The following is a 24,949-nucleotide window of genomic DNA, read 5'->3' as shown; positions in this document are numbered from 1 at the left end:
AACGGAATGGCAACGCTGCCATCCGTTCTCTAAGTGAAGGCAGGCGTGACAGCGGTGAGCGACCCATCCAAAAGGGTTGAATCGCCCATCTCGCCGAGCGCGAGGGCGAGTGCCCCGAGGACCTCCGCCCGACCGCCAAGTGCCCCTGGCAGAACGGATAGTTGGCGTGCCGCACTGGGGATCGCATAGCGGCCGACGGACTCCCTGATGGGTCCTAGTACGAGCTCTCCGGCCTCGGCGAGATCACCGCCGAGCACCACCCGGCTCGGATTGAGCAGGTTGCACAGATTCGCCACTCCACTGCCGATATGTCGGCCGACGTCGGCGATCACCCGACGGCAGCCAGGGTCTCCGTCCCGTGCCAGCCGTACGACACCTTCCATGGTCAGATCCGTGCCGTGGCTGGACTGGAGGAGCGGCAGCACATAGCGCGCCGCCGCGAAGGTCTCCAGGCAGCCCCGGTTGCCGCAGCGGCAGACGGGGCCGGACTCATCAAGAGTAATATGCCCGATTTCTCCCGCTGTGCCACCCGGGCCGCGGTAGATCTTGCTGTTGATCACGAGTCCGGCGCCGACACCGCTGGCCACCTTGATGTACGCGAGGTCCCTGACGCCCCTGCCGCTCCCCCAGACGAGTTCCCCGAGGGCTCCGAGGTTGGCGTCGTTGTCGACGTGCACGGGGACGCCCAGACGCCCCTGGAGCTCCTCCGCGGGCTTCGTGCCGGTCCAGCCCGGCAGGATCGCGGTGGAGCCGAGCGTCCCGGACTCCACGTCGATCGGTCCGGGCACGCCGAGACCCACCCCGGCGACCTTCGAACGGTCCACGCCGGTGGCCGCGATCAGGCGGTTGACCAGCTGTTCCGCCCGGTCGAAGCCCTGCGCGGCGGAGGCGTCCACATCGAGCGGCTCGGACTCCTCGGCCAGTACCTGGTGCGCGAGGTTGCCGACCGCGACCCGCAGATGCGTATGGCCGAAGTCGACACCGATGACGATGCCGGCGTCGCCGCTGAGGCTGACGCTGCGGGCCCTTCGGCCGCCCGCCGAGGTGGGTGTGACCTCGACCGTCCCGCCGTCCTTCAGCTCCCGCACGATGTTGGAGACCGTGGCCGCGGACAGGCCCGTCGTCCTCGCGATCTCCGCCTGCGTGAGCGACCCGGCCAGGCGCACCGCGCGTACGACCCGTTCGAGATTGGCTCGGTGCAGCGACGACTGCGACCCCGGAGTCTCCACGACGACCTCCTGCGTACGGGGTCGCCTCGGTGAGACCCCGTCTATGTCCAACTAGTGAACTCTAAGCTGAGCCGTTGGGGTCGCCTCCCGTCAAGAGGTTGAGCAAGAGAGGGGCGTACAGGCGCCCGTAACGCGGGAGTGGCCCCGGCTTCAATCCGGGACCACCCTCGCAAACCGCACCGACGACCGTTCCGTTACTTGAGCGCCCCCGCGGTCAGCCCCTGGACGACCTGGCGCTGGAAGACGATGTACGCGGCGAGCACCGGCAGCATCGCCATCACGAGGCCCGCGAACAGCCCGGACCAGTCACCCTTGTACCCCTGGCTGACGGCCAGCTGGACGAGGCCCTGGGTGAGCACCTTGTTCTCCGGCTCGGTGTTGAGCACCGTCGGCAGCATGTACTGGTTCCACTGCCCCAGGAAGTTGAAGATGGTGATGCTGATCAGGCCGGGCTTGGCCATCGGCAGCATCACCTGGAAGAACGTCCTGGTGTGCGAGGCGCCGTCCACGAAGGCCGCCTCGGCCACCGAGGTCGGCAGGGTGCGGAAGAAGGACGTCATGAAGAACACGGTGAACGGCAGCGAGTAGCCGATGTAGACCAGGATCAGGCCGGGCAGCGTGTTCAGCAGCGCGAGGTTCTGCATGACGTAGAACAGCGGGACCAGCGCCAGGATGATCGGGAAGCTCATTCCTCCGATGAAGAGGAAGTAGATGAAGCGGTTCCCGGGGAACTCGAAGCGCGCGAGGACGTACGCCGCCATGGAGCCCAGCAGCATGGTGCCGAGGAGCGAGAACCCCACCACGATGATCGTGTTGAGGAAGTAGTCGCTCATGTTCGCCTCGGTCCAGGCGCGCGACCAGTTGTCGAAGTGCAGCGAGTCGGGCAGCGCCCAGGGCGAGCTAAAGATCTCCTTGTCCGTCTTGAAGGAGGTCATCACCGCCCAGAGCAGCGGCATCACCACCATGATCGCCCAGAGGATCAGGAAGCCGTGCGAGAAGACGTTGAGGGTCCTGCCGGTGGCCTTCTCCTCGGCCGGGGGCGCGGACGCCGTCTTGGTGACGGGCGGCGGCTTCTCGCCTGCGGTGTCGGCGGGAGGCGTGTCGGTCGTCTTCACTCGTGGCCTCCTCGCGGGTAGGTCAGCTCGGTTCGCATCAGTACTCCAGCCGCTCGCGCCGGCCCAGCTTCATGACGACCGCCACGAACAGCAGCGTCACGACGAGCAGGGCGACACCGATCGTCGTCGCGTAGGCGGCCTGGCCGTCGCGGAACGCCTTCTGGTAGACGTACAGCGGCAGGACGGTCGTCGAGTAGTCGGGGCCGCCGCCGTTCGGGCCCACGGTCATGATCTGCACGACCGCGAAGGACTCGGCGCCGAGCGCCAGGATCCCCACGTAGGCCCAGCCCGACTGCACGGTGTCCCAGAGCAGCGGCAGGGTGATCTTGAAGAAGGTCGTGATGCGGTTCGCGCCGTCCAGGAGCGCCGCCTCGTAGTAGTCCTTGGGAATGGAGGCCATTCCCGCGGAGAAGAGCACCACGAAGAAACCGACCGTGCACCAGACGAGTACCGCGAAGACGCACCAGAGGGCGAGATCCGGGTCACCCAGCCAGTCGGGCTGGACGCTGTCGAGACCGACCGCCTTCAGCGCGGAGTTGATCGCACCGCTGTTGGGGTTGTAGGCGAACTGGAACAGCAGCGCGACGATCGCGATCGACAGCACCTGCGGAAAGAAATAGACCACCTTGTAGAAGGCGGAGCCGCGTACACCGGCGATCGCGGCATTCTTTCGGCGCCGTCCGCCGACATTGAGCATGAAGGCGAAGAACAACGCCATGGTGAGGGTCACCAACGGCAGCAGCACGACGAGCATCACGCTGTGCTGCATCGACTTCCAGAAGACCTCGTCGTCCAGCAGTCTCGTGTAATTCTTGAAGCCCACCATCTTGAACTCGGGGCTGAGACCGCTCCAGTCCGTGAACGAGTAGTAGATGGACTGGATGAAGGGCCAGATGACGAACAGGCCGTAAATGGCCAGGGGGGCCGTCAAGAACCCCACGATGAAACGGTATTTACCGTGTTGCATTCCTACCGACCCGATCTTCCCGCGGGGGCTGCCGTCGACGCCGCACACCGAGATCCGGGGCCCCGGACACCGCCCGGGGCCCCGGCCGCGCTCACTGGTGCTTGTAGTGCTGGATGTTGTCGTCCTTGGCCGCCTCGTCGGCGTAGCCCTGGATCTTCTTGATGGCCTCGACGGGGGTGAGCCGGCCCGCCATCATCTCGCCGAGGCCGCCGACGCCGATCTTCTCCTTCTGGAGCGCCACGTACCAGTCCTGGATACGCGGGTTGACCACGTTGTCGCCGGCCTTCTCCAGGGCCGCCACACCGGACTTCAGACCCGGCGTCAGCTCGATTCCGTCGGTGCCGCCGTTGAAGGCGGTCAGCGACTTGACCGACGAGGTGAAGTTCTTCGACGAGGCCTCGCTGAGCATGATGCGCAGCTGCTCCATACCGCCGTCGGTGTTCTTGGCCTTGGCGGGCACGATGAAGGGCTCGCCGCCGGAGGCCCAGATGGTGCCGAAGGGCATCTTGTCCGAGCTGTCGATGCCGCTGGGCGCGTTCACCGCGAGGTTGAAGTCCTTCGGCATGGTCTTCGCCGCCTCGTTCTCCACCCAGGAGCCGTTGGGGATGAAGAGTGCCTTGCCCTCGGTCCAGGCGGTCTGGGACTGGATGTGGTCCAGGCCCGGGGTGCCCTTGAGGATGTAGCCCTTCTTGTAGAGCTCGTAGTACGCCTCGAAGCAGGTCTTGACCGCCGGGTGCTTCCAGGCGTTCGGCTCCAGGTTGTCGATGGCGTCCAGGACCTCGCGGCCGCCGACCTTGGCGATCATCGGGTAGAGCGAGAAGGGGATGTAGTACGGGTGCTTGCCCGCGTACGTCCAGCCCGCGATGCCCTTCTTCTTCGCCTTGGCGCAGACCGCGAGCATGTCGTCCCAGGTCTCCGGGTACGTCGCGTCGAGCGATTCCAGCGCCTTCTGCGAGTACCACACGCCGTAGACGGTGTACGCGTAGTACATGATCCAGACCGGGTCGCCGTCGAACTGGCCCATCTCGACGATGCCGGGGCGCAGGGTGTCGCGGACCTTCTTGGCCGGGTCGTCGATGGACGGCGCGTCCAGCAGCGGGGTGAGGTCCGAGAGCTGCTTCTTGCCGACCAGGACGCCCATGTCCATCTGCTCGGCACCCGAGTTGTCGATCAGGTCAGGCGGGGTGCCCTGGTTGAAGCGCGGCTGCAGGACCGACTGGATCTTCTGGGTCGAGGAGAACTTGACCTTCGCCTTGGGGAAGTTCTTCTCGTAGACCGCCTTGGCGTCCTCGGCGTACTGCGTGCCGAAACCGCCGTCGAAGATCACGATCTCCAGCGGCGCGCTCTCGTTGACGGCGAGCGGGTTCTCCTTGGTCTTCTTGCCCTTGTCGACCTTTTCCTCGCTGCCGCTGTCACCGCTGGCACACGCGGACAGAAAGCCCATCGTGGGTACGGTGATCAGACCGAGCGCGGCGGACCGCTTGATCAGGTCGCGCCGGCCGACACCCTCGCGGTCGTTGTGTGCGGAAGTGGATCCCATGCTCAAGTCCTCGCCTTCATCAGGACTCAGGCGGTGAACCGGACCCTCCCCGGCACCGCGGTCGGTACTGCATTACCCGGGGGAAACCCCCGGTCCCCCGGCAGGAAAAACAGGTCGGACGCGCTGCCCGGCGCTTGAGCGAGGGGACTTCAGTAGAGCTGGATCGTGCCTGGAATACCGGGAGCCTCAGGAATGCGCGGCACGTCGCTGCTCGCCGCGCCCCTTCGTCTTTCGGCAACCGCCTGTCCGCGACCGGTCGAACGATCGGGCGGACGCCGACAGGTATAGTCCACTTCCCGCCAACGGAGCAAGATCGAATGCACAGTTGGCCGACACTCTTTCCCGAAGTGAGACCTCGCGGAAATATGAGCTGCCCGGAGGCTTGTCACACAGCGGGTGATCAGGCAACGATCAGTGCCCGAACAGGAAGCCGACAGACGGGCCCACGAGGGGGCGGTCGAGTCGGCTGTCGGCATTACCCCCGGACGCCACAACCAACACCCTTGACAGCACTGGCCACTTGACTCCCTACTGGACCTGCGCAGCGATTTTGACAACGTTGTCCAGGCGCACGTGACAGGGAGGGTGCTGGCGCATGCACCACAGATCTCGGCAAGGGTCTCCGTACAGATCCAGGCTCGGCACACGGCACGGGTGGGGTTCCACGGCGGTCCTCGGAGCGGCCGCCTTCGCACTGGTGGTGGCCTCGCAGGGCGCCGCCGTAGCCCGTCCCGGTGAAGCGGCCAAGGCGGAGCGGGAGTTCGGTTCCTCCTTCGAGTCGGGTGAACCCGCACCCGACTGGCTCAACACGGTCGACACCTCGGCGGACGGCACCAAGCGCGCCGCGGGGGTCGACGGCGGTTACAGCACCGGCATCCCCGGCAATGTGACGGACCACGTCACGGACGTCCGCGCGAGCGCCGAGAACACCGGCGGGGGCGAGGTGAAGGAGAACCTCGCCGATGTCGAGCCCAGCACCAAGTGGCTGACCTTCGCGCCCACCGGCTGGGTGGAGTTCGAGCTGGACGCCCCCGTCAAGCTGCTCTCGTACGCGCTCACGTCGGCCAACGACCACGACGAGCGCGACCCCGTCGACTGGACCTTCCAGGGCTCCACGGACGGCAAGGACTGGAAGACCCTCGACACCCGGGCCGGTGAGTCCTTCGGCGAGCGGTTCCAGACGAAGTCGTACAAGCTCGGCGAACCGGCCGAGTACCAGCACTTCCGGCTCGACATCACCAAGAACAACGGCGCGTCCGACGCCCTGCAGCTCGCCGACGTCCAGTTCTCGACGGGCGACGAGGAAGACCCCACGCCCAAGGACATGCTCTCCCTCGTGGACCGCGGTCCGAGCGGCTCCCCGACGGCCAAGGCGGGCGCGGGCTTCACCGGCAAGCGGGCCCTGCGGTACGCGGGCACCCACAAGGCGGAGGGCCGCGCCTACTCGTACAACAAGGTCTTCGACGTGAACGTGGCCGTCGGCCGTGACACCGAGCTGGCGTACCGGATCTTCCCGTCGATGGCGGACGGCGACCGGGACTACGACGCCACGAACGTGTCGGTGGACCTGGCCTTCACGGACGGCACCTACCTCAGTGACCTGCGCGCCCAGGACCAGCACGGGTTCGCGCTGACACCGCAGGGCCAGGGCGCCTCGAAGGTGCTGTACGTCAACCAGTGGAACAACGTCACCTCGCGGATCGGCTCGGTCGCGGCCGGCCGGACGGTCGACCGGATCCTGGTCGCGTACGACTCCCCGAAGGGGCCCGCCAAGTTCCGCGGCTGGCTGGACGACGTGAAGCTGAGCGTCAAGAAGCCCGAGAAGCCCAAGGCGCATCTCTCGGACTACGCCTCGACCATCCGGGGCACCAACTCCAGCGGCGGCTTCTCGCGCGGCAACAACTTCCCGGCCACGGCCGTGCCGCACGGCTTCAACTTCTGGACCCCGGTGACGAACGCGGGTTCGCTGAGCTGGCTGTACGACTACGCGCGCGCCAACAACGCGGACAACCTGCCGACCGTCCAGGCGTTCAGCGCGAGCCATGAGCCCAGCCCCTGGATGGGCGACCGGCAGACCTTCCAGGTGATGCCGTCGGCCGCCTCCGGCACCCCGGAGACGGGCCGCACCGCCCGCGCGCTGCCCTTCAAGCACGAGAACGAGACGGCACGCCCGCACTACTACGGGGTGACGTTCGAGAACGGGCTGAGGACGGAGATCACGCCGACGGACCACGCGGCGGCCATGCGCTTCACCTTCCCCGGTGACGACGCGAACGTCCTCTTCGACAACGTCACGGACCAGGCGGGCCTGACCCTCGACAAGGAGAGCGGCACCTTCACCGGCTACTCGGACGTGAAGTCCGGTCTGTCGACGGGCGCCACCCGCCTCTTCGTGTACGGGACCTTCGACGCGCCGGTGAAGGAGGGCAGCTCCGCGGGGGTCAAGGGCTATCTCAAGTTCGAGGCCGGTGAGGACCGCACGGTCACCCTGCGCATCGCCACCTCGCTCATCAGCATCGACCAGGCCAAGGACAACCTCCGCCAGGAGATCCCGGACGGCACGTCCTTCGACAAGGTCAAGTCGCGCGCGCAGAAGGCGTGGGACAAGATCCTGGGCAAGGTCGAGGTCGAGGGCGCGACGCCGGACCAGCTGACGACGCTGTACTCCAGCCTCTACCGGCTGTACCTGTACCCGAACTCCGGCTTCGAGAAGGTCGGCGGCAAGGACCAGTACGCCTCGCCGTTCTCGCCGATGCCCGGCCCGGACACCCCGACGCACACCGGCGCGAAGATCGTCGACGGCAAGGTGTACGTCAACAACGGCTTCTGGGACACCTACCGGACGACGTGGCCCGCCTACTCGCTCCTCACGCCCGGCCAGGCGGGAGAGATGGTCGACGGCTTCGTACAGCAGTACAAGGACGGCGGCTGGACCTCGCGCTGGTCCTCGCCCGGCTACGCGGACCTGATGACCGGCACCTCCTCCGACGTGGCGTTCGCGGACGCGTACGTCAAGGGCGTCGACTTCGACGCGGAGTCTGCGTACGACGCGGCCGTGAAGAACGCGACCGTCGTGCCGCCCTCATCGGGCGTGGGCCGCAAGGGCATGGCCACCTCGCCCTTCATCGGCTACACGAGCACCGACACCCACGAGGGCCTGTCGTGGGCGCTTGAGGGCTACCTCAACGACTACGGCATCTCGAAGATGGGCGAGGCGCTCTACAAGAAGACCGGCAAGAAGAAGTACAAGGAGGAGTCCGCGTACTTCCTCAACCGCGCCCAGGACTACGTCAACCTCTTCGACTCGAAGGCCGGCTTCTTCCAGGGCCGGGACGCCGGGGGCGACTGGCGGGTGGACTCCGAGAAGTACGACCCGCGCGTGTGGGGATACGACTACACGGAGACCAACGGCTGGGGCTACGCCTTCACCGCACCCCAGGACTCGCGCGGTCTGGCCAACCTGTACGGCGGCCGGTCGGGGCTCGCGGAGAAGCTGGACACGTACTTCGGCACCCCGGAGACCGCCGGGCCCGAGTTCGTCGGCTCGTACGGGGGCGTCATCCACGAGATGACCGAGGCCCGCGACGTCCGCATGGGCATGTACGGGCACTCCAACCAGGTGGCCCACCACGTGAACTACATGTACGACGCGGCCGGCCAGCCCTGGAAGACGCAGAAGAACGTGCGTGAGGTCCTCTCGCGGCTCTACACGGGCAGCGAGATCGGCCAGGGCTACCACGGCGACGAGGACAACGGCGAGCAGTCGGCCTGGTACCTCTTCTCCTCGCTCGGCTTCTACCCGCTGGTCATGGGCAGCGGCGAATACGCGGTCGGCTCACCGCTGTTCACCAAGGCGACCGTGCACCTGGAGAACGGCCGGGACCTGGTCGTGAAGGCCCCGAAGAACAGCGCCAAGAACGTCTACGTGCAGGGTCTGAAGGTCAACGGCAAGAAGTGGACGTCGACCGCGCTCCCGCACTCGGTCATCTCGCGCGGCGCGGTCATCGAGTTCGACATGGGGCCGAAGCCGTCCTCGTGGGGCACCGGCAAGAACGCGGCGCCCGTGTCGGTCACCCAGGACGACAAGGTGCCGGCCCCCCGGACCGACGCCGTCGAGGGCGAGGGCCCGCTGTTCGACAACACGTCGGGCACGAACGCCGTCGTCACGTCCGCGGACCTGCCGACCGCCGACCCGGTCAAGGCCGTGCAGTACACGCTGACCTCGGCCGACGGCACCAAGGCCCCCAAGGGCTGGGTCCTCCAGGGCTCGTCCGACGGGACCACGTGGAAGGACCTCGACAAGCGTTCCGGGCAGTCCTTCGCCTGGGACCGGCAGACGCGGGCCTTCTCGGTCGCGGCACCCGGCACGTACGCGAAGTACCGCCTGGTCCTCGACGGTGAGGCGACGCTGGCGGAGGTGGAACTGCTGCGCTGACGCACAGCTGACCACCAGCGCGCACGACGCGCACGGTACGGCGGGCACGGCACCGGTTACGGCAGGACGGTAACCGGTGCCGTGTCGTTGGCGGGGTCGGGATCGCGGCGGCCCGGCCCGTCGGTGTCCGTCACCCGCACACTGCCCTCGGACGGTCCGCCGAGCCGGATCCCGAACTCGAAGGTCCGCGACTCCCCCGGCTGGAGTCCGCCCTGCACGAGGCAGGAGTACGTGCCCTTGTCGAGGTCGCAGTAGAGCTCGTACACGTCCTCGTCGATGGCCTCCATGGGCTGCTCCACCACGGTGGCGCTCTCCGGCGGGGTGAACAGCAGGGTGGTGCTCCCGGGGGTGGCGGGCCCCTTGTTGCGGACCTTCAGACGCACGGTGTGCTCGGAGCCGCGCCGGCCGCTCACCTCGACGCCGAAGACCTCGAAGTCCGCGTACGTGTCCACCCGGACCTCGCTCCACGCGTCACCGCCGGCGAACGTCCCCTTCAGGTCGGGCCCCCGCGCGGCCCCGGTCGTCAGCCGCGGGCCGTCGCCGGGATCGCCGCCCTCAGGTACGACGCCGTGCCGCGCGGGGCCCATGTCCAGGGCCCATGCCTCCTGGTGGAAGGAGGTGTACATGTCGGTGGTGGAGACGTCCAGCGCCAGAGCCGGGCGCAGGACGACCGCCTTCCCGGGCGCTATGCGCAGGCGGGGGAACTCGCACACCGCGAGGTGGCCCTTCTGGGCCTGCGGATAACGGCAGTTGCCGTACCGCTCCTCGAAGGCCAGCCCGCTGCCGACGGCGATCCGCAGGCCCACGCCCCGCACGGGCACCTCCCCCGTGTTGCGGACCACGACGGGCGTACGCAGGACGGAGCCGGGCCCGACGTCCTCGAAGACCTTCGTCGTACGGACCGTGACGACGGGTTCGCCGACGACGACGCGGGTGTTCGCGCTGAGCGTCTTCCCTTTCCGCGTACTGAAGCGGAACCGGACCGTCGCACTGTCGCCGGGCCTGCCGCCCGGGGCGGCGTACGGGTACACCCGGTCCAGGTCGGACCAGCTGTCGTAGGCGCCGCTGACCTTGCAGACGACCCGGGTGGCGGTCCCGGCGCACCTGGGGTTCTTCTTGCGGATCTTCGAGATCTTGAGCCGTACGGCCCGCCCGGACCCGGTGACGTCCACGGTGAGCCGGTGATCCTGCGTGCCCGCACGGCTCTCGGCCGTCACGTCCTCGGCCCGGACGTGGAAGGGCGTCTTCTTCTCCGGGCCGGAGTCGTCCCCGTGCGGCCGGAGATAGAACAGGTCCGGCACCGAGAGGGACGACTTCTCCCCGGAGTCGAGGAGCGCGCCGCACCCGGTGAGTCCGCCCAGCGACAGCAGCACGACCAGTGCCAGGCAGACGGCCGCGGGCCGCCGTACCCCGTGTCGTTCGATCATGGCCCCTCCCCGGAGACCGTATCAACCTCAGAAGTGGCTCAAGATTCCAACTGCGTTGGCTGAGCGGCCCGTTGGGGAGGTAGAGTCGAATTCAGACCGCTGGACAACGTTGTCGCGTCCGGGGTCGACACGACCTCATCCCCTCCGGCCAGGCATTCCCCCGACCTGCCCGGCTCGCGGACCCGGTGGATTACGGCCACCGGGTCCGCCCAGAGCAGCCCGGGCGGTCGATGCCCCGGGCCCGGCTCCGGCCCCCGTTCGAACCGGCTCAGCCCGGCCGGCACGCCGCGGCGGTCGCCGTATCACCTCCGGAGCCCTGGACGACGTATCCGAACGTGGTGCTCTCGCCCGGATCGAGCGACCCGTTCCAGTCGGCGTTGTGGACCATCACGTTCTGACCGCTGTACGTGGCGTTGCCGCTCCAGAGACTGGCGACGGACTGTCCGCCCGGCAGCGACCAGTCGACCATCCAGCCGAGCAGCGGCACGTTCCCGCTGTTGGTGACGGTCACCTCTGACTGGTGGCCGCCCGACCAACTGCCCGTCGTACGGCGGGTGGCGGAGCAGGCGCCGGCCGGGGGGTCGGTCGGGTCGCCCGGATCGTGGATGCCCGTCACCTCGCCGTTGCCGCCGTCGAAGACGATGTCGGAGCAGGAGTAGAAGGTCTCCGCGCTGTCCGAGCGCTGCCAGACCACGTAGATGAGATGGCGGCCCGACTTGCCCGCGGGGAGCTTGCCGGACCAGGAGTAGTTGGCCTCGACCGTGCCCGGGGAGCCGTTGAGCGGCGGGTGGTCGACGCTCAGGAACGGCTGTTCCTCGATGTCGTTCCAGGTGAGCGCCTTGGTGGGGTCGTAGCCGTCCTTGGTGAGGTAGACGTAGAACCAACCCGGGTGCGCGGCCCAGGCGTTGTACGAGAAGTCGACGGTCGCACCCGAGGTGAGGTGGGTGAGCGGCCAGTCGGCGCTCGGGGTGTTGAAGCCGGTGAAGTTGGTGTTGCCGCCGCTGCACAGTTCGCCGTCGGGCACGAAGCCGCGGGTGCGGCCCGCTCCGTCGGAGCGCAGGACCGAGAACCAGTTGTAGAACGGCGTCGTGCCGCTGACCTGCTGGGCCGCCTTGCAGGCGGGGTTGACCGGCTTGATCTCACCGGTGTCGGTGAGCCCGTCCTGCCAGCACAGGAAGGTGCGGCTGGCGGGCTTCATCGGGGTGCCGTGCGCCTCGGCCTCACCGCCCGCCGAGACGACCAGGCCGAGGGCCGGGACCGTGACGACCAGGGCCAGCAGGATGAGGAGGAAGGCTCTGCCGCGGGCGGGGAGGGGAAGGTGGCGCAGCGGTGAGTGCCGTGGAGGGCGCCGGGGCGGCGGGGTCGGTTCGATTGTCAGGACCATGACAGCACAATCCATCCCTTCGTTCACAGGCCGTGTGAGGTGCGGGTGGTGTACGTGCGGGATGTGTGGGGTGGGGGCGGCCCCGGGGCGGGTTCCGGTCCACCCGGAATGGGAGCGCTCCCACCCCACGTGCTGTCGAAGCTAGCGCGGTGCGATGCACATGTAAACGGCTGACGCGCGAGGGCCGCACCCGGACGGGTGCGGCCCTCGCGATGACGGGAGACTCGGATGACGGGAGACTCCAAGTACGCCTTGGCTCACCGGTGGTGAGGGGACGTCAGGTAGTGCTGTCGCAGAAGCTCCTTTCCGTAGTCGTTGCCGTTCGGGGTGCGGATGACGGAGTGCACGTGCATCTGGGTCGCACCGCTGCCCTGCGAGGCGCCGTACGCGCCCGCGAGCGGTCCTGGGGCCTGGCAGTCGACCTCGACCCAGACGACCGGGCTGTGCACCCGGACGTAGAAGGCGGAGTCGTCCGCGATGCCGCCCGTCCAGGTGACGTACGTGTCGTCCAGGTGGGCCCTGACCTCGGCCAGCCTGGCCTTGGCGACATCGGCCTTGGCGCGGCCGGTGAAGGCCTCCACGATGCCGAGCAGTTTCAGCTTCTGGGAGCCGGTGAGGGCGTTGCCGCGCAGGCCGGTGTACTCCTGGACCGTGTTGTCAGCGAAGGCGCCCGCCTTCATGGACTCGTTCGACTTGGTCGTGGACTCGATCGCGACCGTCCGCTGGGCCTCGGTGAGGGAGTTGATGAAGGCGAGGCTCGCCTTCACCTCCTCCTTGCACACGGAGACGGTCGTGCCGTCGATGTCGATCTCGGTCGGTTCCGAGCCCCAGAAGCAGGGGCTCATGACGACCTGGCCGCCGAGCACGAAGTAGTTGATGACCAGGTGGTGCCCGTCGAACTGGAAGCCCCAGGGTTCGGTGGCGGACGGCGTGCCCAGCACCGTGTAGTAGAAGGCCTCCTCGTTGAAGGAGTCCGTGTTGTCGATCGCCTCTCCGGCTGCCTGGTTGATCCGGCGGATCCTCTCCGTGGTCTCCAGCCCGTCGGCGCTGAGGGCCGACTTCAGCAGGGCTTTGCCGAGCGCCTGCTGCTCGTCGGAGAGGTCGGCGATCGAGACGCCCTGACGGTCGTACGCGTCGACGTTGCTCCACAGCCGCCACTCGGTGGAGTGGACGGTGAACTGCGTCGACGACTTCTGCGTGGCGCTCAGTCCGGCGAGGAAGGCGTTCGCGGCGGCGATCACCGGGGCGGTGGCGACGCCCTCGGAGTGGACCGTGAAGAGGTCGTCGATCTTCTTGCCGTCGGTGGTGAGACCGAAGAAGTCCTCGGTGATGGACTGGTTGCCGGGGCCGCCGGCACCCGGACCTCCGGTCGGGGCGCCGCTCGGGGTGCCGGTGGGCGTTCCGCTCGGGTCGGCCGAGGCGGTCGCGCCGGGTTCGTCGGCGGCGAGGGCGGCCCAGGCGCCGGCGCCGCCCATCGTCGCGACGGCGGTTGCGCCGCCGGCGAAGAAGACCTTGCGCATGAAGTTCCGCCGACCTGCGTGTGCCTGACGGCCCGTCTGCGGCTCCTGCGCCACGGGTTCCGCGCCGCTGTCGAGTCCGGTCATCGCGGCTACTCCCTCATCGCCATGGGCCGATCCCTTGCGGCCGGCCGCGCGAGACGACTGTGGGGGGCCAACCTGAGTGCTGGCTGAAGGGTTGGGGGTGGGGGTGGGTACGGTCCGCGTTGCGGCTGGTAGCAACAAGATTGCGCAGTTCCCCGCGCCCCTAAAGACAAAAGACTGCGCCGTTCCCCGCGCCCCTGAGGGCACGAAGGCGCAGCCGAGCCGTTAGGGCGCGGGGAACTGCGCGCCCAGCCTCCACGTACCCGCGCGGCAAAGGCCGGGGCGCAGCACCGCCTTGAGGGGCGCGGGGAACTGCGCGGCCAGCCACCGCGCGGGCCAGGCGGGACTTTCGGCCTGCGGGCGCCGCCCTCGCCCTGGGTGGGCCGGGGTGAGGCCCCGTGCTCGGTGGTCAGCGTGGGTCGGAAGTCGGGGCTTCGAGGGCCAGGCCGGCGTGTGGGGCGGCCGACGCTCCCGGAGGCGCCTCCAAGGGCACGTGGGACGGCGGCAGGGTCAGCGTGAACTCCGTACGGCCCGGTTCGCTGTCCACGACGATGTGGCCCCCGTGCGCGGCCGCGATCGCCGCCACGATCGCGAGCCCGAGCCCGGAGCCGCCGTCGGCCGGGCCGTTCCGGGAGCGGGACACGTCACCCCGTGTGAAGCGCTCGAAGACCGCGGGCAGCAGATGCGGCGCGATACCGGGCCCGTCGTCGCGGACACGGATCACGCAATGCGCCTCCGTCGCCTCCACCGACGCGACGACAGTCGTCCCCACAGGCGTGTGCACCCGCGCGTTCGCCAACAGGTTCGCCACCACCTGGTGAAGCCGCGCCTCGTCGCCGAGCACGAGCGCCGGAGCGTCGAGGAGCAGCGCCAGTTGCCAGTCGTGGCCACCGCCCGCCGCCCGTGCGTCCCACACCGCCTCGGCGACCAGCGCCGCGAGGTCGACCTCGGACGACTGGAGCGGACGCCCCTCGTCGAGCCTGGCGAGCAGCAGCAGGTCCTCCACGAGGCCCGTCATACGCGCCGACTCGGCGGAGACCCGCCTCCAGGCCAGCGTGGGCTCGATCCGCTGGGTGCCGCGGTTCATCAGCTCCGCGTACCCGGCGATGGACGCGAGCGGCGTACGCAGTTCATGGCTGGCGTCCGCGAGGAAGCGCCGCATGCGTTCCTCGCCGCGCTGGCGTTCGGCGAGCGAGGACTCCACATGGTCGATCATGCGGTTGAGCGCGGCGCCGACCTGTCCGGCCTCGCTGCCGGGGTAGGTGTCCCGTTCGCGTACCCGGGTGAGCCCGGTGACCGCGCCCCGGCCCAGCGGGACCCGTGAGACCTCGACGGCGGTGGCGGCCACCCGGCCCAGCGGTCGCAGCTGACGGCGTATCACCACGGCGCAGACCACCCCGGCGGCGGCCAGGCCGAGGCCTCCCGCCACTGCCTCGATCAGGACCAGGCGGCCGATCATGTCCTGTACGTCGTCCATCGGGAGCCCGGTGAGTACGGGGACGCCGTCGCCGGCGATGGCGGTCACGCGGTAGGTGCCGAGGCCGGGGATCGTACGGGTGTGCAGGGAGCCGTCGGTGTCGATGCCGTCCAGGGCGGCGCGCTGGGCGGCGGTGAGGGTCTGCCGCGTACCGTCGTCGGTGACCACCTGGGCCGCGATGACCTGCCCGGTCCCGTCGGCGTCGGCACCGGTATCGGCGTCGAAGCGGGCGGCCAGCGTGCCGACTGCCTGGCCGCGCTCGTTCAGGAAGCCGAGGTCCGTGTCGTCGCCCGTGCGGCGCTGCAGCCCGCCCTGGCTGCGCTCGGCGGCGTCGGTGACGCGCTGGTCGAGGTTGCCCATCAGATAGGCGCGCTGGGCGAGGACGGTGGTGAGCGCCATCGCCGCGCAGACGACGACCAGGATGACGCCGATGAAGAGCAGGAGGCGGGTGCGCAGGGAACGCCGCTCCGGCAGGCGCGGCCTCATCCGCCGTCCCCCGGCGGTCTGATGGCGTATCCGACGCCACGCACGGTGTGGATCATCGGTGTCCGCCCCTTGTCGAGCTTGCGGCGGAGACTGGAGATGTAGACCTCGACGAGGTTCCCTCCGCCGTCGAAGCAGTTGCTCCACACATGGTCGAGGATCTGTGTCTTGCTCAGCACCTGGCGCGGGTGGCTCAGCAGCAGGCTGAGCAGGTCGAACTCCTTGGCGGTGAGCTGGACCCGCGTACCATCGCGGTGCACCTCACGGGTCTCCTCGGTCAGTACCAGGTCCCCGAGGGCCAGTACCGAACCGCCTGACCTGGCCTCCTCGGCGCCGGCCCGCCGCAGCAGCCCGCGCAGCCGCAGCACGACCTCCTCCAGGGAGAAGGGCTTCGTCACGTAGTCGTCGGCGCCGGCGGCGAGGCCGTCGATGCGGTGTTCCAGCGCGTCGCGCGCGGTGAGCATCAGGACGGGCAGCCGCGGGGTCTCCTGCCGCAGCCGGCGCAGGACCTGGACGCCGTCCAGGTCGGGCAGCATTCCGTCGAGGACGACGGCGTGCGGGGCGCGGGTGCGGGCGACGCGCAGCGCGGTCCGTCCGTCCGCGGCCGGGTAGGGCTGCCAGCCGGCGTCCGTGACGGCCGCGGAGAGCAGCTCGGTCAGAGCGGGTTCGTCGTCGACGATCAGCACGCGGACGGGTGCGCTTCGGGTGCCAGACATGTAGTGATCCTGTCCGGATCGCCTGAGGGAACCCTGTGTTCCACCTGAGCCACACCCGTGTGTCCGCCCCGCCGAAGGTGCGGTCCCACCGTGGGCGGCCCTCCGGAAGGTGCGGGTCCGCTGTAGCTGGCCGCGCCGTTCCCCGCGCCCCTGAAGGCTCGGCTGCGCCGTCGCCCCCTCAGGGGCGCGGGGAACGGCGCAGTCCTTTGCCTTTGGGGGCGCGGGGAACGGCGCAATCTTTTGCCTTGGGGGGCGGGGAACCGCGCAATCTCCTGCTCTCAGGGGCGCGGGGAACGGCGCGGGCCCCGCCCACGGCGGAGGGCCGCACCCCCGGGCTTCCGGGAGTGCGGCCCTCGACTGCCGTGCCGGATCGGCTACTTGGCGATCAGGCTGCGCAGTACGTACTGCAGGATGCCGCCGTTGCGGTAGTAGTCGGCCTCACCGGGGGTGTCGATGCGGACGACCGCGTCGAACTCCACACCCGTGTCGGTGGTGACCTTGACCGTACGCGGGGTGGTGCCCTCGTTCAGCTCGGTGATGCCGGTGAAGGAGAAGGTCTCCTCGCCGGTCAGACCGAGGGCCTCGGCGGACTGGCCCTCCGGGTACTGGAGCGGGATGACGCCCATGCCGATGAGGTTCGAGCGGTGGATGCGCTCGTACGACTCGGCGATGACGGCCTTGACGCCGAGGAGCTTGGTGCCCTTGGCGGCCCAGTCGCGGGACGAGCCGGAGCCGTACTCCTTGCCGGCCAGGACGACCAGCGGGGTGCCCTGCTCGATGTAGTTGCGCGAGGCGTCGTAGATGAAGGAGACGGGCGCGTCCTCCTTCGTGAAGTCGCGGGTGTAGCCGCCCTCGGTGCCCGGCGCGATCTGGTTGCGCAGGCGGATGTTGGCGAACGTGCCGCGGATCATGACCTCGTGGTTGCCGCGGCGGGCGCCGTAGCTGTTGAAGTCACGACGCTCGACGCCGTGCTCGGTGAGGTACTTGCCGGCCGGGGTGTCGGCCTTGATGGCACCGGCCGGGGAGATGTGGTCGGTGGTGACCGAGTCGCCCAGCTTGGCGAGCACGCGCGCGCCGGTGATGTCGGAGACCGGGGTGGTCTCCATCGTCATGCCCTCGAAGTACGGGGGCTTGCGCACGTAGGTGGACTCGGCGTCCCACTCGAAGGTGTTGCCGGTGGGGATGGAGAGCGCCTGCCACTGGGCGTCGCCCGCGAAGACGTCCTGGTAGGACTTGTTGAACATGTCCTCGCCGATGGTGTTCGCCACCACGTCGTTGACCTCGGCCTCGGTCGGCCAGATGTCTTCGAGGAAGACCGGCTTGCCGTCCTGGTCGACGCCCAGCGCGTCCTTGGTGATGTCCACCTTCATGGAGCCCGCGATGGCGTACGCGACGACCAGCGGCGGGGAGGCCAGGTAGTTCATCTTGACGTCGGGGTTGATGCGGCCCTCGAAGTTCCGGTTGCCGGAGAGGACCGAGGTGACCGCGAGGTCGTGCTCGTTGACGGCCTTGGAGACCTCCTCCGGCAGCGGGCCGGAGTTGCCGATGCAGGTGGTGCAGCCGTAGCCGACGAGGTTGAAGCCGATCTTGTCGAGGTAGGGGGTGAGCCCCGCCTTGTCGAAGTAGTCGGTGACGACCTTGGAGCCGGGCGCGAGGGTGGTCTTGACCCAGGGCTTGCGGGTCAGGCCCTTCTCCACGGCCTTCTTCGCGACGAGCGCGGCGGCGACCATGACGTACGGGTTCGAGGTGTTGGTGCAGGAGGTGATCGCGGCGACGGTGACGGCGCCGTGGTCGATCTCGTACGTCGAGCCGTCGGCGGCCGTGACCGTCGTCGGGCGGGTCGGTACGCCGTTGGTGGTGGCCGGGGCGTCGGAGGCCGGGAAGGACTCCTTGCCCGCCTCGTCGTCGTCCTCGACGTAGTTGCGGACGTCCTGCGCGAACTTCTGCGCGGCGTTCGCCAGGACGATGCGGTCCTGCGGGCGCTTCGGTCCGGCGATCGACGGGACGACCGTCGCCAGGTCCAGCTCCAGCTTCTCGGAGAAGTCGGGCTCGGCGGCCGGGTCGAGCCAGAGGCCCTGCTCCTTGGCGTACGCCTCGACGAGCGCGACCTGCTGCTCGGTGCGGCCGGTGAGCTTGAGGTAGTTCAGGGTCTCGCCGTCGATCGGGAAGATCGCGGCGGTGGAGCCGAACTCCGGCGACATGTTGCCGATGGTGGCGCGGTTGGCGAGGCTCGTGGCCGCCACACCCTCGCCGTAGAACTCGACGAACTTGCCGACGACACCGTGCTTGCGGAGCATCTCGGTGATCGTGAGCACGAGGTCGGTGGCGGTGGTGCCGGGCTTGAGCTCACCGGTCAGCTTGAAGCCGACGACGCGCGGGATGAGCATGGAGACCGGCTGGCCGAGCATCGCGGCCTCGGCCTCGATGCCGCCGACGCCCCAGCCGAGCACACCGAGGCCGTTGACCATGGTGGTGTGGGAGTCGGTGCCGACGAGGGTGTCGGGGTACGCCTGACCGTTGCGGACCATGACCGTCCGCGCCAGGTGCTCGATGTTGACCTGGTGGACGATGCCGGTGCCCGGCGGGACGACCTTGAAGTCGTCGAAGGCGGTCTGGCCCCAGCGCAGGAACTGGTAGCGCTCCTTGTTGCGGCCGTACTCCAGGTCGACGTTCTGCTTGAAGGCGTCGTTCGTGCCGAACTTGTCGGCGATCACGGAGTGGTCGATGACCATCTCGGCCGGCGAGAGCGGGTTGATCCGCGCCGGGTCGCCGCCGAGCTCCTTCACGGCCTCGCGCATGGTGGCGAGGTCCACGATGCAGGGCACACCGGTGAAGTCCTGCATGATCACGCGGGCCGGCGTGAACTGGATCTCCTGGCTGGGCTGGGCCTGCGAGTCCCATCCGCCGACAGCACGGATGTGGTCGGCGGTGATGTTCGCGCCGTCCTCGGTACGGAGCAGGTTCTCCAGCAGGACCTTGAGGCTGTACGGAAGGCGGGCCGAGCCTTCCACCTTGTCCAGCCGGAAGATCTCGTAGGACTCGTCGCCCACGCTGAGCGTGCTACGGGCGTCGAAGCTGTTCGCCGACACGACAGTCTCCTTCATTCATGTGCGCGTACCACCGCATCCTGCCGCCACGCCCTCTTGGCCGATCCGCTAAGGTCAGGCTAAGTTAGGTAACCCTTACCGGTCCCGGGCGGCTGCGGCACGCCTCGGCAGATATCTCGATGTCGAGATAACTCTAGTACATGACCGCGGGACGGTCATGCCCGGAGGGCGAGTGCCCCCTCTCGTCCGGCCGAGTCGCTCCCCGGCGAGCCCGCCGGGCGGCCGTACCGCGGCGCCCGCGCCCGCCCGCCCGTCACCCGCCCTCCGCCAGGGGTCGGCCCTCGCCCGGCGCCGAACCAGGCCCGGACGCACGGGCGTTCGGCGTACCGACCCGCATTCGGGGTACCTGGCAGCGGACGACGACGAAGGGGGCAACCATGCCGCTCACATTCCGCAAAAGCTTCCGGATCCTGCCCGGCGTACGGCTGAACATCAACAAGAAGTCGTGGTCCATCACCACGGGCGGCAAGAACGGCCCCAAGCACACGCACAGCAGCACGGGCCGCCGGACCACCTCCATGGACCTCCCCGGCCCCTTCGGCTGGCGGCGCACCACCCGCGCCAAGCGCCACTGAGGCACCGTCACCCCAACGGACCCCTCCGGATGCGGCATCTCATATGTGAGATAGCCTGCCGTCATGGCAGACGACTACCTCGTACGCATCGGCAAGCTCATCCGTGACGCCCGTCAGCACCGGGGCTGGACACAGACGCAGCTGGCCGAGGCGCTCAGTACCAGTCAGAGCGCGGTGAACCGCATCGAGCGTGGCAATCAAAACATCAGCCTTGAGATGATCGCCCGAATCGGTGAAGCACTGGACAGTGAGATCGTCTCGCTCGGCTACGCGGGCCCGATGCATCTGCGCGTGGTCGGCGGACGCCGGCTCTCCGGCTCGATCGACGTGAAGACCAGCAAGAACGCGTGCGTGGCGCTGCTCTGTGCGACGCTCCTGAACAAGGGCCGCACGGTGCTGCGCCGCGTCGCGCGCATCGAGGAGGTGTACCGCCTTCTGGAGGTGCTGGGCTCCATCGGCGTACGCACCCGGTGGATCAACGGTGGCGTGGACCTGGAGATCGTGCCGCCCGCCGAGCTGGACATGGCGTCCATCGACGAGGCGGCGGCCCGCCGCACCCGCTCGATCATCATGTTCCTCGGCCCGCTGCTGCACCGCATGGACGGCTTCAAGCTGCCGTACGCGGGCGGCTGCGACCTCGGTACGCGGACCATCGAGCCGCACATGATCGCGCTGCGCCGGTTCGGTCTGGACATCGCGGCCACCGAGGGCATGTACCACGCGCGGGTGGACCGCAAGGTGACGCCCGGCCGACCCATCGTGCTGACCGAGCGCGGCGACACCGTGACGGAGAACGCGCTGCTGGCCGCCGCCCGCCACGAGGGCACGACCGTCATCCGCAACGCCTCCTCGAACTACATGGTCCAGGACCTGTGCTTCTTCCTGGAGGCGCTGGGTGTGCGGGTGGAGGGCATCGGCACCACGACGCTCACCGTGCACGGTGTGCCGACCATCGACGTGGACGTGGACTACTCGCCGTCCGAGGACCCGGTCGAGGCGATGAGCCTGCTGGCCGCGGCGGTGGTGACGGAGTCCGAGCTGACCGTGCGCCGCGTCCCCATCGAGTTCCTGGAGATCGAGCTGGCGGTCCTGGAGGAGATGGGCCTCGACCACGACCGCACGGCGGAGTACTTCGCCGACAACGGCCGTACGCGCCTGGTGGACCTCACCGTGCGCCCCTCGAAGCTCGAAGCCCCGATCGACAAGATCCACCCCATGCCCTTCCCGGGCCTGAACATCGACAACGTCCCGTTCTTCGCGGCGATCGCGGCCTCCGCGCAGGGCCAGACACTGATCCACGACTGGGTCTACGACAACCGCGCGATCTACCTCACGGACCTGAACCGCCTCGGCGGCCGCCTCCAGCTCCTCGACCCGCACCGCGTCCTGGTCGAGGGCCCCACGCGCTGGCGAGCCGCGGAAATGATGTGCCCTCCGGCCCTGCGCCCCGCGGTGGTCGTCCTCCTCGCCATGATGGCGGCGGAAGGCACCTCGGTCCTACGGAACGTCTACGTGATCAACCGAGGCTACGAGGACCTGGCGGAACGCCTCAACTCGGTGGGCGCACAGATCGAGATCTTCCGGGACATCTGAGGGTCTGCCGAACAAGCACCGTCACACCCCACCTGACCTGCCTAAACGTGAGGCGAGGCGGGGTGTGACGCACCCCGTGGGACTGTCTGAGGGACCTTTACGCGTACTCGGGCCCGTTCCTCGGGGCGTCCGATCGCGGGGGGCCGCCCGAGTGCCCCATCCAGCGTGACGGTGTCCGGCGGCGGGTCGTTGGGGGCGTCGCCGGGTCGTCTCCGGTCGTCCGTCGCCGTACTGCCCCTGGAACAGCCCCGTGTCCGTACAGTCGCTCTCCCCGCCCGTGCCCGCGCCGGGGCGCGTTCCCGAAGCGCGCCGGGCGCCCTCCGCGCACCGGCCGCGCCGGCCCTTCCCGCCGACGTCGTGGCGCGTCCCCGCGCTCGCGGTGCTCGCCGTGCTTCCGCTGTACGCGGTGTGGGGCGTCCTCCTCGCGACGGGGGGCGGTGATCTCGCGGCCCAGTACGCCTGGGCGGGATTCGTCGCGCGCAACCCCGGCACCGTGTACGGGCTCTTCTGGTACGGGGGCACGCACACCGTCAACTACAGCGTGCTGTCGCCTCCTTTGATGGCGGTGCTGGGAGTGCGTACCGTCTCCGTCCTCGCCGGGGTGGCCGCCACCTGGCTGCTGGGCGCGCTGCTGGCACGGACCGTGGCCAGGGCGCCCCTGTGGCCCGCGCTGCTCGGCGCGTTCGGGCTGTGGGCCAACGTCGCCTCGGGGCGTACGACGTTCGCCCTCGGACTGGCCTTCGGGCTCGGAGGTCTGCTCGCCCTGGCCGGTCGGCCTGCGCGGCGTAAGCGGCTGGCCGCGGGTGCGCTGGGTGCGCTGCTCGCCACCCTCGCGAGCCCCGTGGCCGGGCTGTTCCTGCTGGTGGCCGGCGCCGGATGGCTGTCGGACCGGCGGTACGCCAAGTGCCTCGTCCTGTCCGTGCCGACCGTCGCCGTCGTCGCGCTGACGGCTCTGCTGTTCCCCTTCGAGGGCGAACAGCCCATGGCGGGGGGCCGCGTGCTGATGCCCGTACTCCTGTCGGCCGCCGTGGTGTGGGCGGCCCCCCGCGCGTGGCGGGCGCTGCGGGCCGGGGCGGTCGTCCACGCCGTCGGCGTGGTGCTGACCTGGCTCGTCCCCTCGCCCATCGGCACCAACGTGGAACGGCTCGCGGCACTCTTCGCACCGGCCGTGCTGCTCGCCTGCCTCTTGAGCGGCACCGCCCCCCGTAAGCCCGGGTGCGGGTTCGGGTTCCGGTCCGGTGGCGGGGGCGTCGCGCATACCCTCGCGCTCGTCGTGTCGGTCGTCTGGACCACCATGTCGACCGTCAACGACCTGCGGGTCTCGACGTCCGTACCGGCCTGGGCCACCCACACCCACGGCGTCCTCAAGGAACTCGACCGCCTCGGCGCGCACCGCGACCGGGTCGAGGTGGTGCCCGCCCGCAACCATCGCGAGGCCGCCCTGTTCGCTCCGCACGCGCAGTTGATACGGGGCTGGAACCGGCAGTTGGACGTCGAGCGGGGGCGGCTGTTCTACGAGGGCGCCCTCGACGCGCCGCGCTACCACGCCTGGTTGCGTCACTGGGCCGTCGGGCACGTGGTCGTGGCGGACGGGAGACCCGACGGTCCCGCCGAGCACGAGGCGGCTCTGGTCGCCGCCGGACAGGACTGGCTGACGCCGGTCTGGCGGGACTCCCACTGGCGGATCTACCGCGTCCGGGACGCCGAACCGCTCGTCTCGCCGCCGGCCGACGTGGTGCGGGCGGGCGAGGCGGCCGTGGTGCTGAGGGTGCCGCGCGCCGGGTCGGTCACCGTACGGGTGCGGTACTCGCCTTGGCTGCGCGCCGACGGGGGCTGCGTGCGCCCGGACGGGCCCTGGACCCGGCTGACCGTGCCACGGGCGGGCCTCTACCGGCTGGACTCCAGCTATACGGCCAGGTCCATGGGTGGAGCGGGCTGCGCGCCGGGCCGGGACGAGGAGCGGCGGGGCCACTGAACCGGCCCCGCTCCTCCGGACCTCTCGCGGGGCCCGGAGGAGCGGCCAACTCGTGACGCGGACCGGATCACGAGGCGGCCGGGGCACGACGCCGGCCGACCTGAGCCGACGTCAGCCGACGTCGGCCCCTCGACGGCTTCGTGGACCGACGTCAGCTGACGAGCGTGACGTCCTGTTCCCGTGCCGCACGGAACATCGGCAGCGGCAGACCCGAGGAGCGCAGCTCCATGAGCGACGCCTCCACCTTCGCCGCGCCCGGCGCGAAGCGGCCCCGGTCGGTGTGTTCGGTGTTCGTCCAGCGGTGCTCGGCGCCGTCGCAGACCGCGGTGGTGCTGCCGATGCCCTTGCGCACACCGTTCCCGCCGTGGCCCAGGGACGAGTCGCCCTGGCTGAGGGAGGGTTTGTCCTGGCTCAGGGAGGAGCTGACGAAGACCGGGCCCGTACCGCCCTTGCAGCGGTACGTACCGGACAGGGTGACGGTGCCGTCCGCGGCGAGACGGGCCGTCGGGTCGACGGTCACCGTCTCCGCAAGGCCCACCGGCTCGGCGGACGCGGCCTGTTGGGGCAGCGCGCCCGCGGACGGAGCGGCGGCCAGCAACAGCGCCGCACCGGCGGCTGTGCCCATGACCTGGTGCAATCGCATCGGAATACCTCCTGGAGTGGGGCCTCCACAGGTACCGGCCCGGCGCGTCCGCAGGCGTGATCCTCACTCCTTTGGTGGCGAGTCCGCACCGTCCGTCCGTGGCGAGTCCGCACCGTCCGTCCTGGACTCGTCCGAGTGTTGTCCGCGTGTTGTCACGTTTCCCTTCCGGCTGTTCCGATGAGTTCGCGGCGGGCGCATGGTCTATCCATACGGGCGACGAAAACGCCGCCCGACTCCTCGCACGTGGAGGCCCACCATGTGTTCTCACCAGTCTTCGTGCCCGTCCGCCGCCCGCTCCGACCGCTCGGACGGTGCGCACCGCTCCGACGCGCACATCGTCTCCGCGCACCCCGAGCAGGGCTGGTACCTGCTGTGCGACGGCGCGATCGTCTTCGACGACACCGGCGCGCTCCTGCCCGACGGACGGGTCGTCGCTCCGCACCGGGTGCCGGTCGAGCAACTGGCCATCGCCGCCTGACCGTTCGGACGCCCCCACCGCATGACCGTTCGGACACCTCCACCGCCTGACCGTTCGGACACCCACCGCCTGATCGTTCGGACGCCTACCGCCTGACCGTCGCGGACCGTCAAGGACCACCGCGGGCTACCACGGACCGTCACGGGCTATCGCGGAGTGTTGACTGTCGTCATACAGTCGATACGCTCCCGATGCGACCCCCGC

The 24,949-nt window shown here is 69.4% G+C and carries 16 protein-coding genes; 5 read left to right on the top strand and 11 right to left on the bottom strand.

The annotated features are described in order from the left end of the window. Positions 1-29: 29 nt before the first annotated feature. From IE278_RS32985 to ngcE, 4 genes are all read right to left on the bottom strand, one after another. Positions 30-1,229: an ROK family transcriptional regulator gene (locus IE278_RS32985; protein WP_189777609.1), complete on the bottom strand. Its 1,200-nt coding sequence runs from the start codon at positions 1,227-1,229 to the stop codon at positions 30-32. Between the two features lie 194 nt (positions 1,230-1,423). Then, positions 1,424-2,344: a carbohydrate ABC transporter permease gene (locus IE278_RS32980; RefSeq protein WP_189777606.1), complete on the bottom strand. Its 921-nt coding sequence runs from the start codon at positions 2,342-2,344 to the stop codon at positions 1,424-1,426. A 37-nt stretch (positions 2,345-2,381) separates the two neighbouring features. Beyond that, positions 2,382-3,311 (bottom strand): carbohydrate ABC transporter permease, encoded by a 930-nt coding sequence (locus tag IE278_RS32975; RefSeq protein WP_189777603.1) that lies wholly within the window; start codon positions 3,309-3,311, stop codon positions 2,382-2,384. Between the two features lie 91 nt (positions 3,312-3,402). Continuing rightward, positions 3,403-4,851 carry an N-acetylglucosamine/diacetylchitobiose ABC transporter substrate-binding protein gene (gene ngcE, locus IE278_RS32970; protein WP_189777601.1) on the bottom strand — a complete coding sequence of 483 codons (1,449 nt, stop codon included), beginning with the start codon at positions 4,849-4,851 and terminating at the stop codon, positions 3,403-3,405. A gap of 595 nt (positions 4,852-5,446) precedes the next feature. On the opposite strand from ngcE, the gene IE278_RS32965 reads away from it, so the two are divergent. Beyond that, the gene (locus tag IE278_RS32965) at positions 5,447-9,286 is read left to right on the top strand and encodes a GH92 family glycosyl hydrolase (protein ID WP_189777600.1); all 3,840 of its coding nucleotides are present in this window, start codon (positions 5,447-5,449) and stop codon (positions 9,284-9,286) included. A 56-nt stretch (positions 9,287-9,342) separates the two neighbouring features. Here IE278_RS32965 and IE278_RS32960 read toward each other — a convergent pair whose 3' ends face one another. From IE278_RS32960 to acnA, 6 genes are all read right to left on the bottom strand, one after another. Beyond that, positions 9,343-10,713, bottom strand: coding sequence for a COG1361 family protein (locus IE278_RS32960; RefSeq protein ID WP_246570998.1), 1,371 nt, complete (start codon positions 10,711-10,713; stop codon positions 9,343-9,345). 268 nt (positions 10,714-10,981) lie between these two features. Then, positions 10,982-12,097 (bottom strand): lytic polysaccharide monooxygenase auxiliary activity family 9 protein, encoded by a 1,116-nt coding sequence (locus IE278_RS32955; RefSeq protein ID WP_189777598.1) that lies wholly within the window; start codon positions 12,095-12,097, stop codon positions 10,982-10,984. A gap of 257 nt (positions 12,098-12,354) precedes the next feature. Then, positions 12,355-13,701 carry a DUF3500 domain-containing protein gene (locus tag IE278_RS32950; RefSeq protein ID WP_189777596.1) on the bottom strand — a complete coding sequence of 449 codons (1,347 nt, stop codon included), beginning with the start codon at positions 13,699-13,701 and terminating at the stop codon, positions 12,355-12,357. A 406-nt stretch (positions 13,702-14,107) separates the two neighbouring features. Then, the gene (locus IE278_RS32945) at positions 14,108-15,661 is read right to left on the bottom strand and encodes a sensor histidine kinase (protein WP_189777594.1); all 1,554 of its coding nucleotides are present in this window, start codon (positions 15,659-15,661) and stop codon (positions 14,108-14,110) included. Further along, positions 15,658-16,374, bottom strand: a complete 717-nt coding sequence (locus tag IE278_RS32940; RefSeq protein ID WP_189777592.1) for a response regulator transcription factor — start codon at positions 16,372-16,374, stop codon at positions 15,658-15,660. Before IE278_RS32940 ends, IE278_RS32945 begins: the two co-directional genes overlap by 4 nt. 374 nt (positions 16,375-16,748) lie before the next feature. Beyond that, positions 16,749-19,463, bottom strand: a complete 2,715-nt coding sequence (gene acnA / locus IE278_RS32935) for an aconitate hydratase AcnA (protein WP_281403202.1) — start codon at positions 19,461-19,463, stop codon at positions 16,749-16,751. Between the two features lie 395 nt (positions 19,464-19,858). On the opposite strand from acnA, the gene IE278_RS32930 reads away from it, so the two are divergent. The 3 genes from IE278_RS32930 to IE278_RS32920 all read left to right on the top strand — a co-directional run bounded on the left by IE278_RS32930 (position 19,859) and on the right by IE278_RS32920 (position 23,624). Further along, a complete protein-coding gene (locus tag IE278_RS32930) occupies positions 19,859-20,056 on the top strand; it encodes a DUF4236 domain-containing protein (protein WP_189777588.1) in 198 nt (65 codons plus the stop codon). A gap of 63 nt (positions 20,057-20,119) precedes the next feature. Further along, the gene (locus tag IE278_RS32925; protein WP_189777586.1) at positions 20,120-21,649 is read left to right on the top strand and encodes a helix-turn-helix domain-containing protein; all 1,530 of its coding nucleotides are present in this window, start codon (positions 20,120-20,122) and stop codon (positions 21,647-21,649) included. Between the two features lie 250 nt (positions 21,650-21,899). Further along, positions 21,900-23,624 carry a DUF8823 domain-containing protein gene (locus tag IE278_RS32920; RefSeq protein WP_373312152.1) on the top strand — a complete coding sequence of 575 codons (1,725 nt, stop codon included), beginning with the start codon at positions 21,900-21,902 and terminating at the stop codon, positions 23,622-23,624. Between the two features lie 151 nt (positions 23,625-23,775). Here IE278_RS32920 and IE278_RS32915 read toward each other — a convergent pair whose 3' ends face one another. After that, positions 23,776-24,267 (bottom strand): DUF6299 family protein, encoded by a 492-nt coding sequence (locus IE278_RS32915; RefSeq protein ID WP_189777585.1) that lies wholly within the window; start codon positions 24,265-24,267, stop codon positions 23,776-23,778. A 256-nt stretch (positions 24,268-24,523) separates the two neighbouring features. Between IE278_RS32915 and IE278_RS32910 the strand changes: the two genes are divergently transcribed. Further along, positions 24,524-24,745 (top strand): DUF5999 family protein, encoded by a 222-nt coding sequence (locus IE278_RS32910; RefSeq protein ID WP_189777583.1) that lies wholly within the window; start codon positions 24,524-24,526, stop codon positions 24,743-24,745. Positions 24,746-24,949: the final 204 nt, after the last annotated feature.

The sequence above is a fragment of the Streptomyces tauricus genome, assembly GCF_014650955.1.
GTDB classification, from domain to species: domain Bacteria; phylum Actinomycetota; class Actinomycetes; order Streptomycetales; family Streptomycetaceae; genus Streptomyces; species Streptomyces tauricus.
This window is presented reverse-complemented; position numbering and strand designations above follow the sequence as displayed.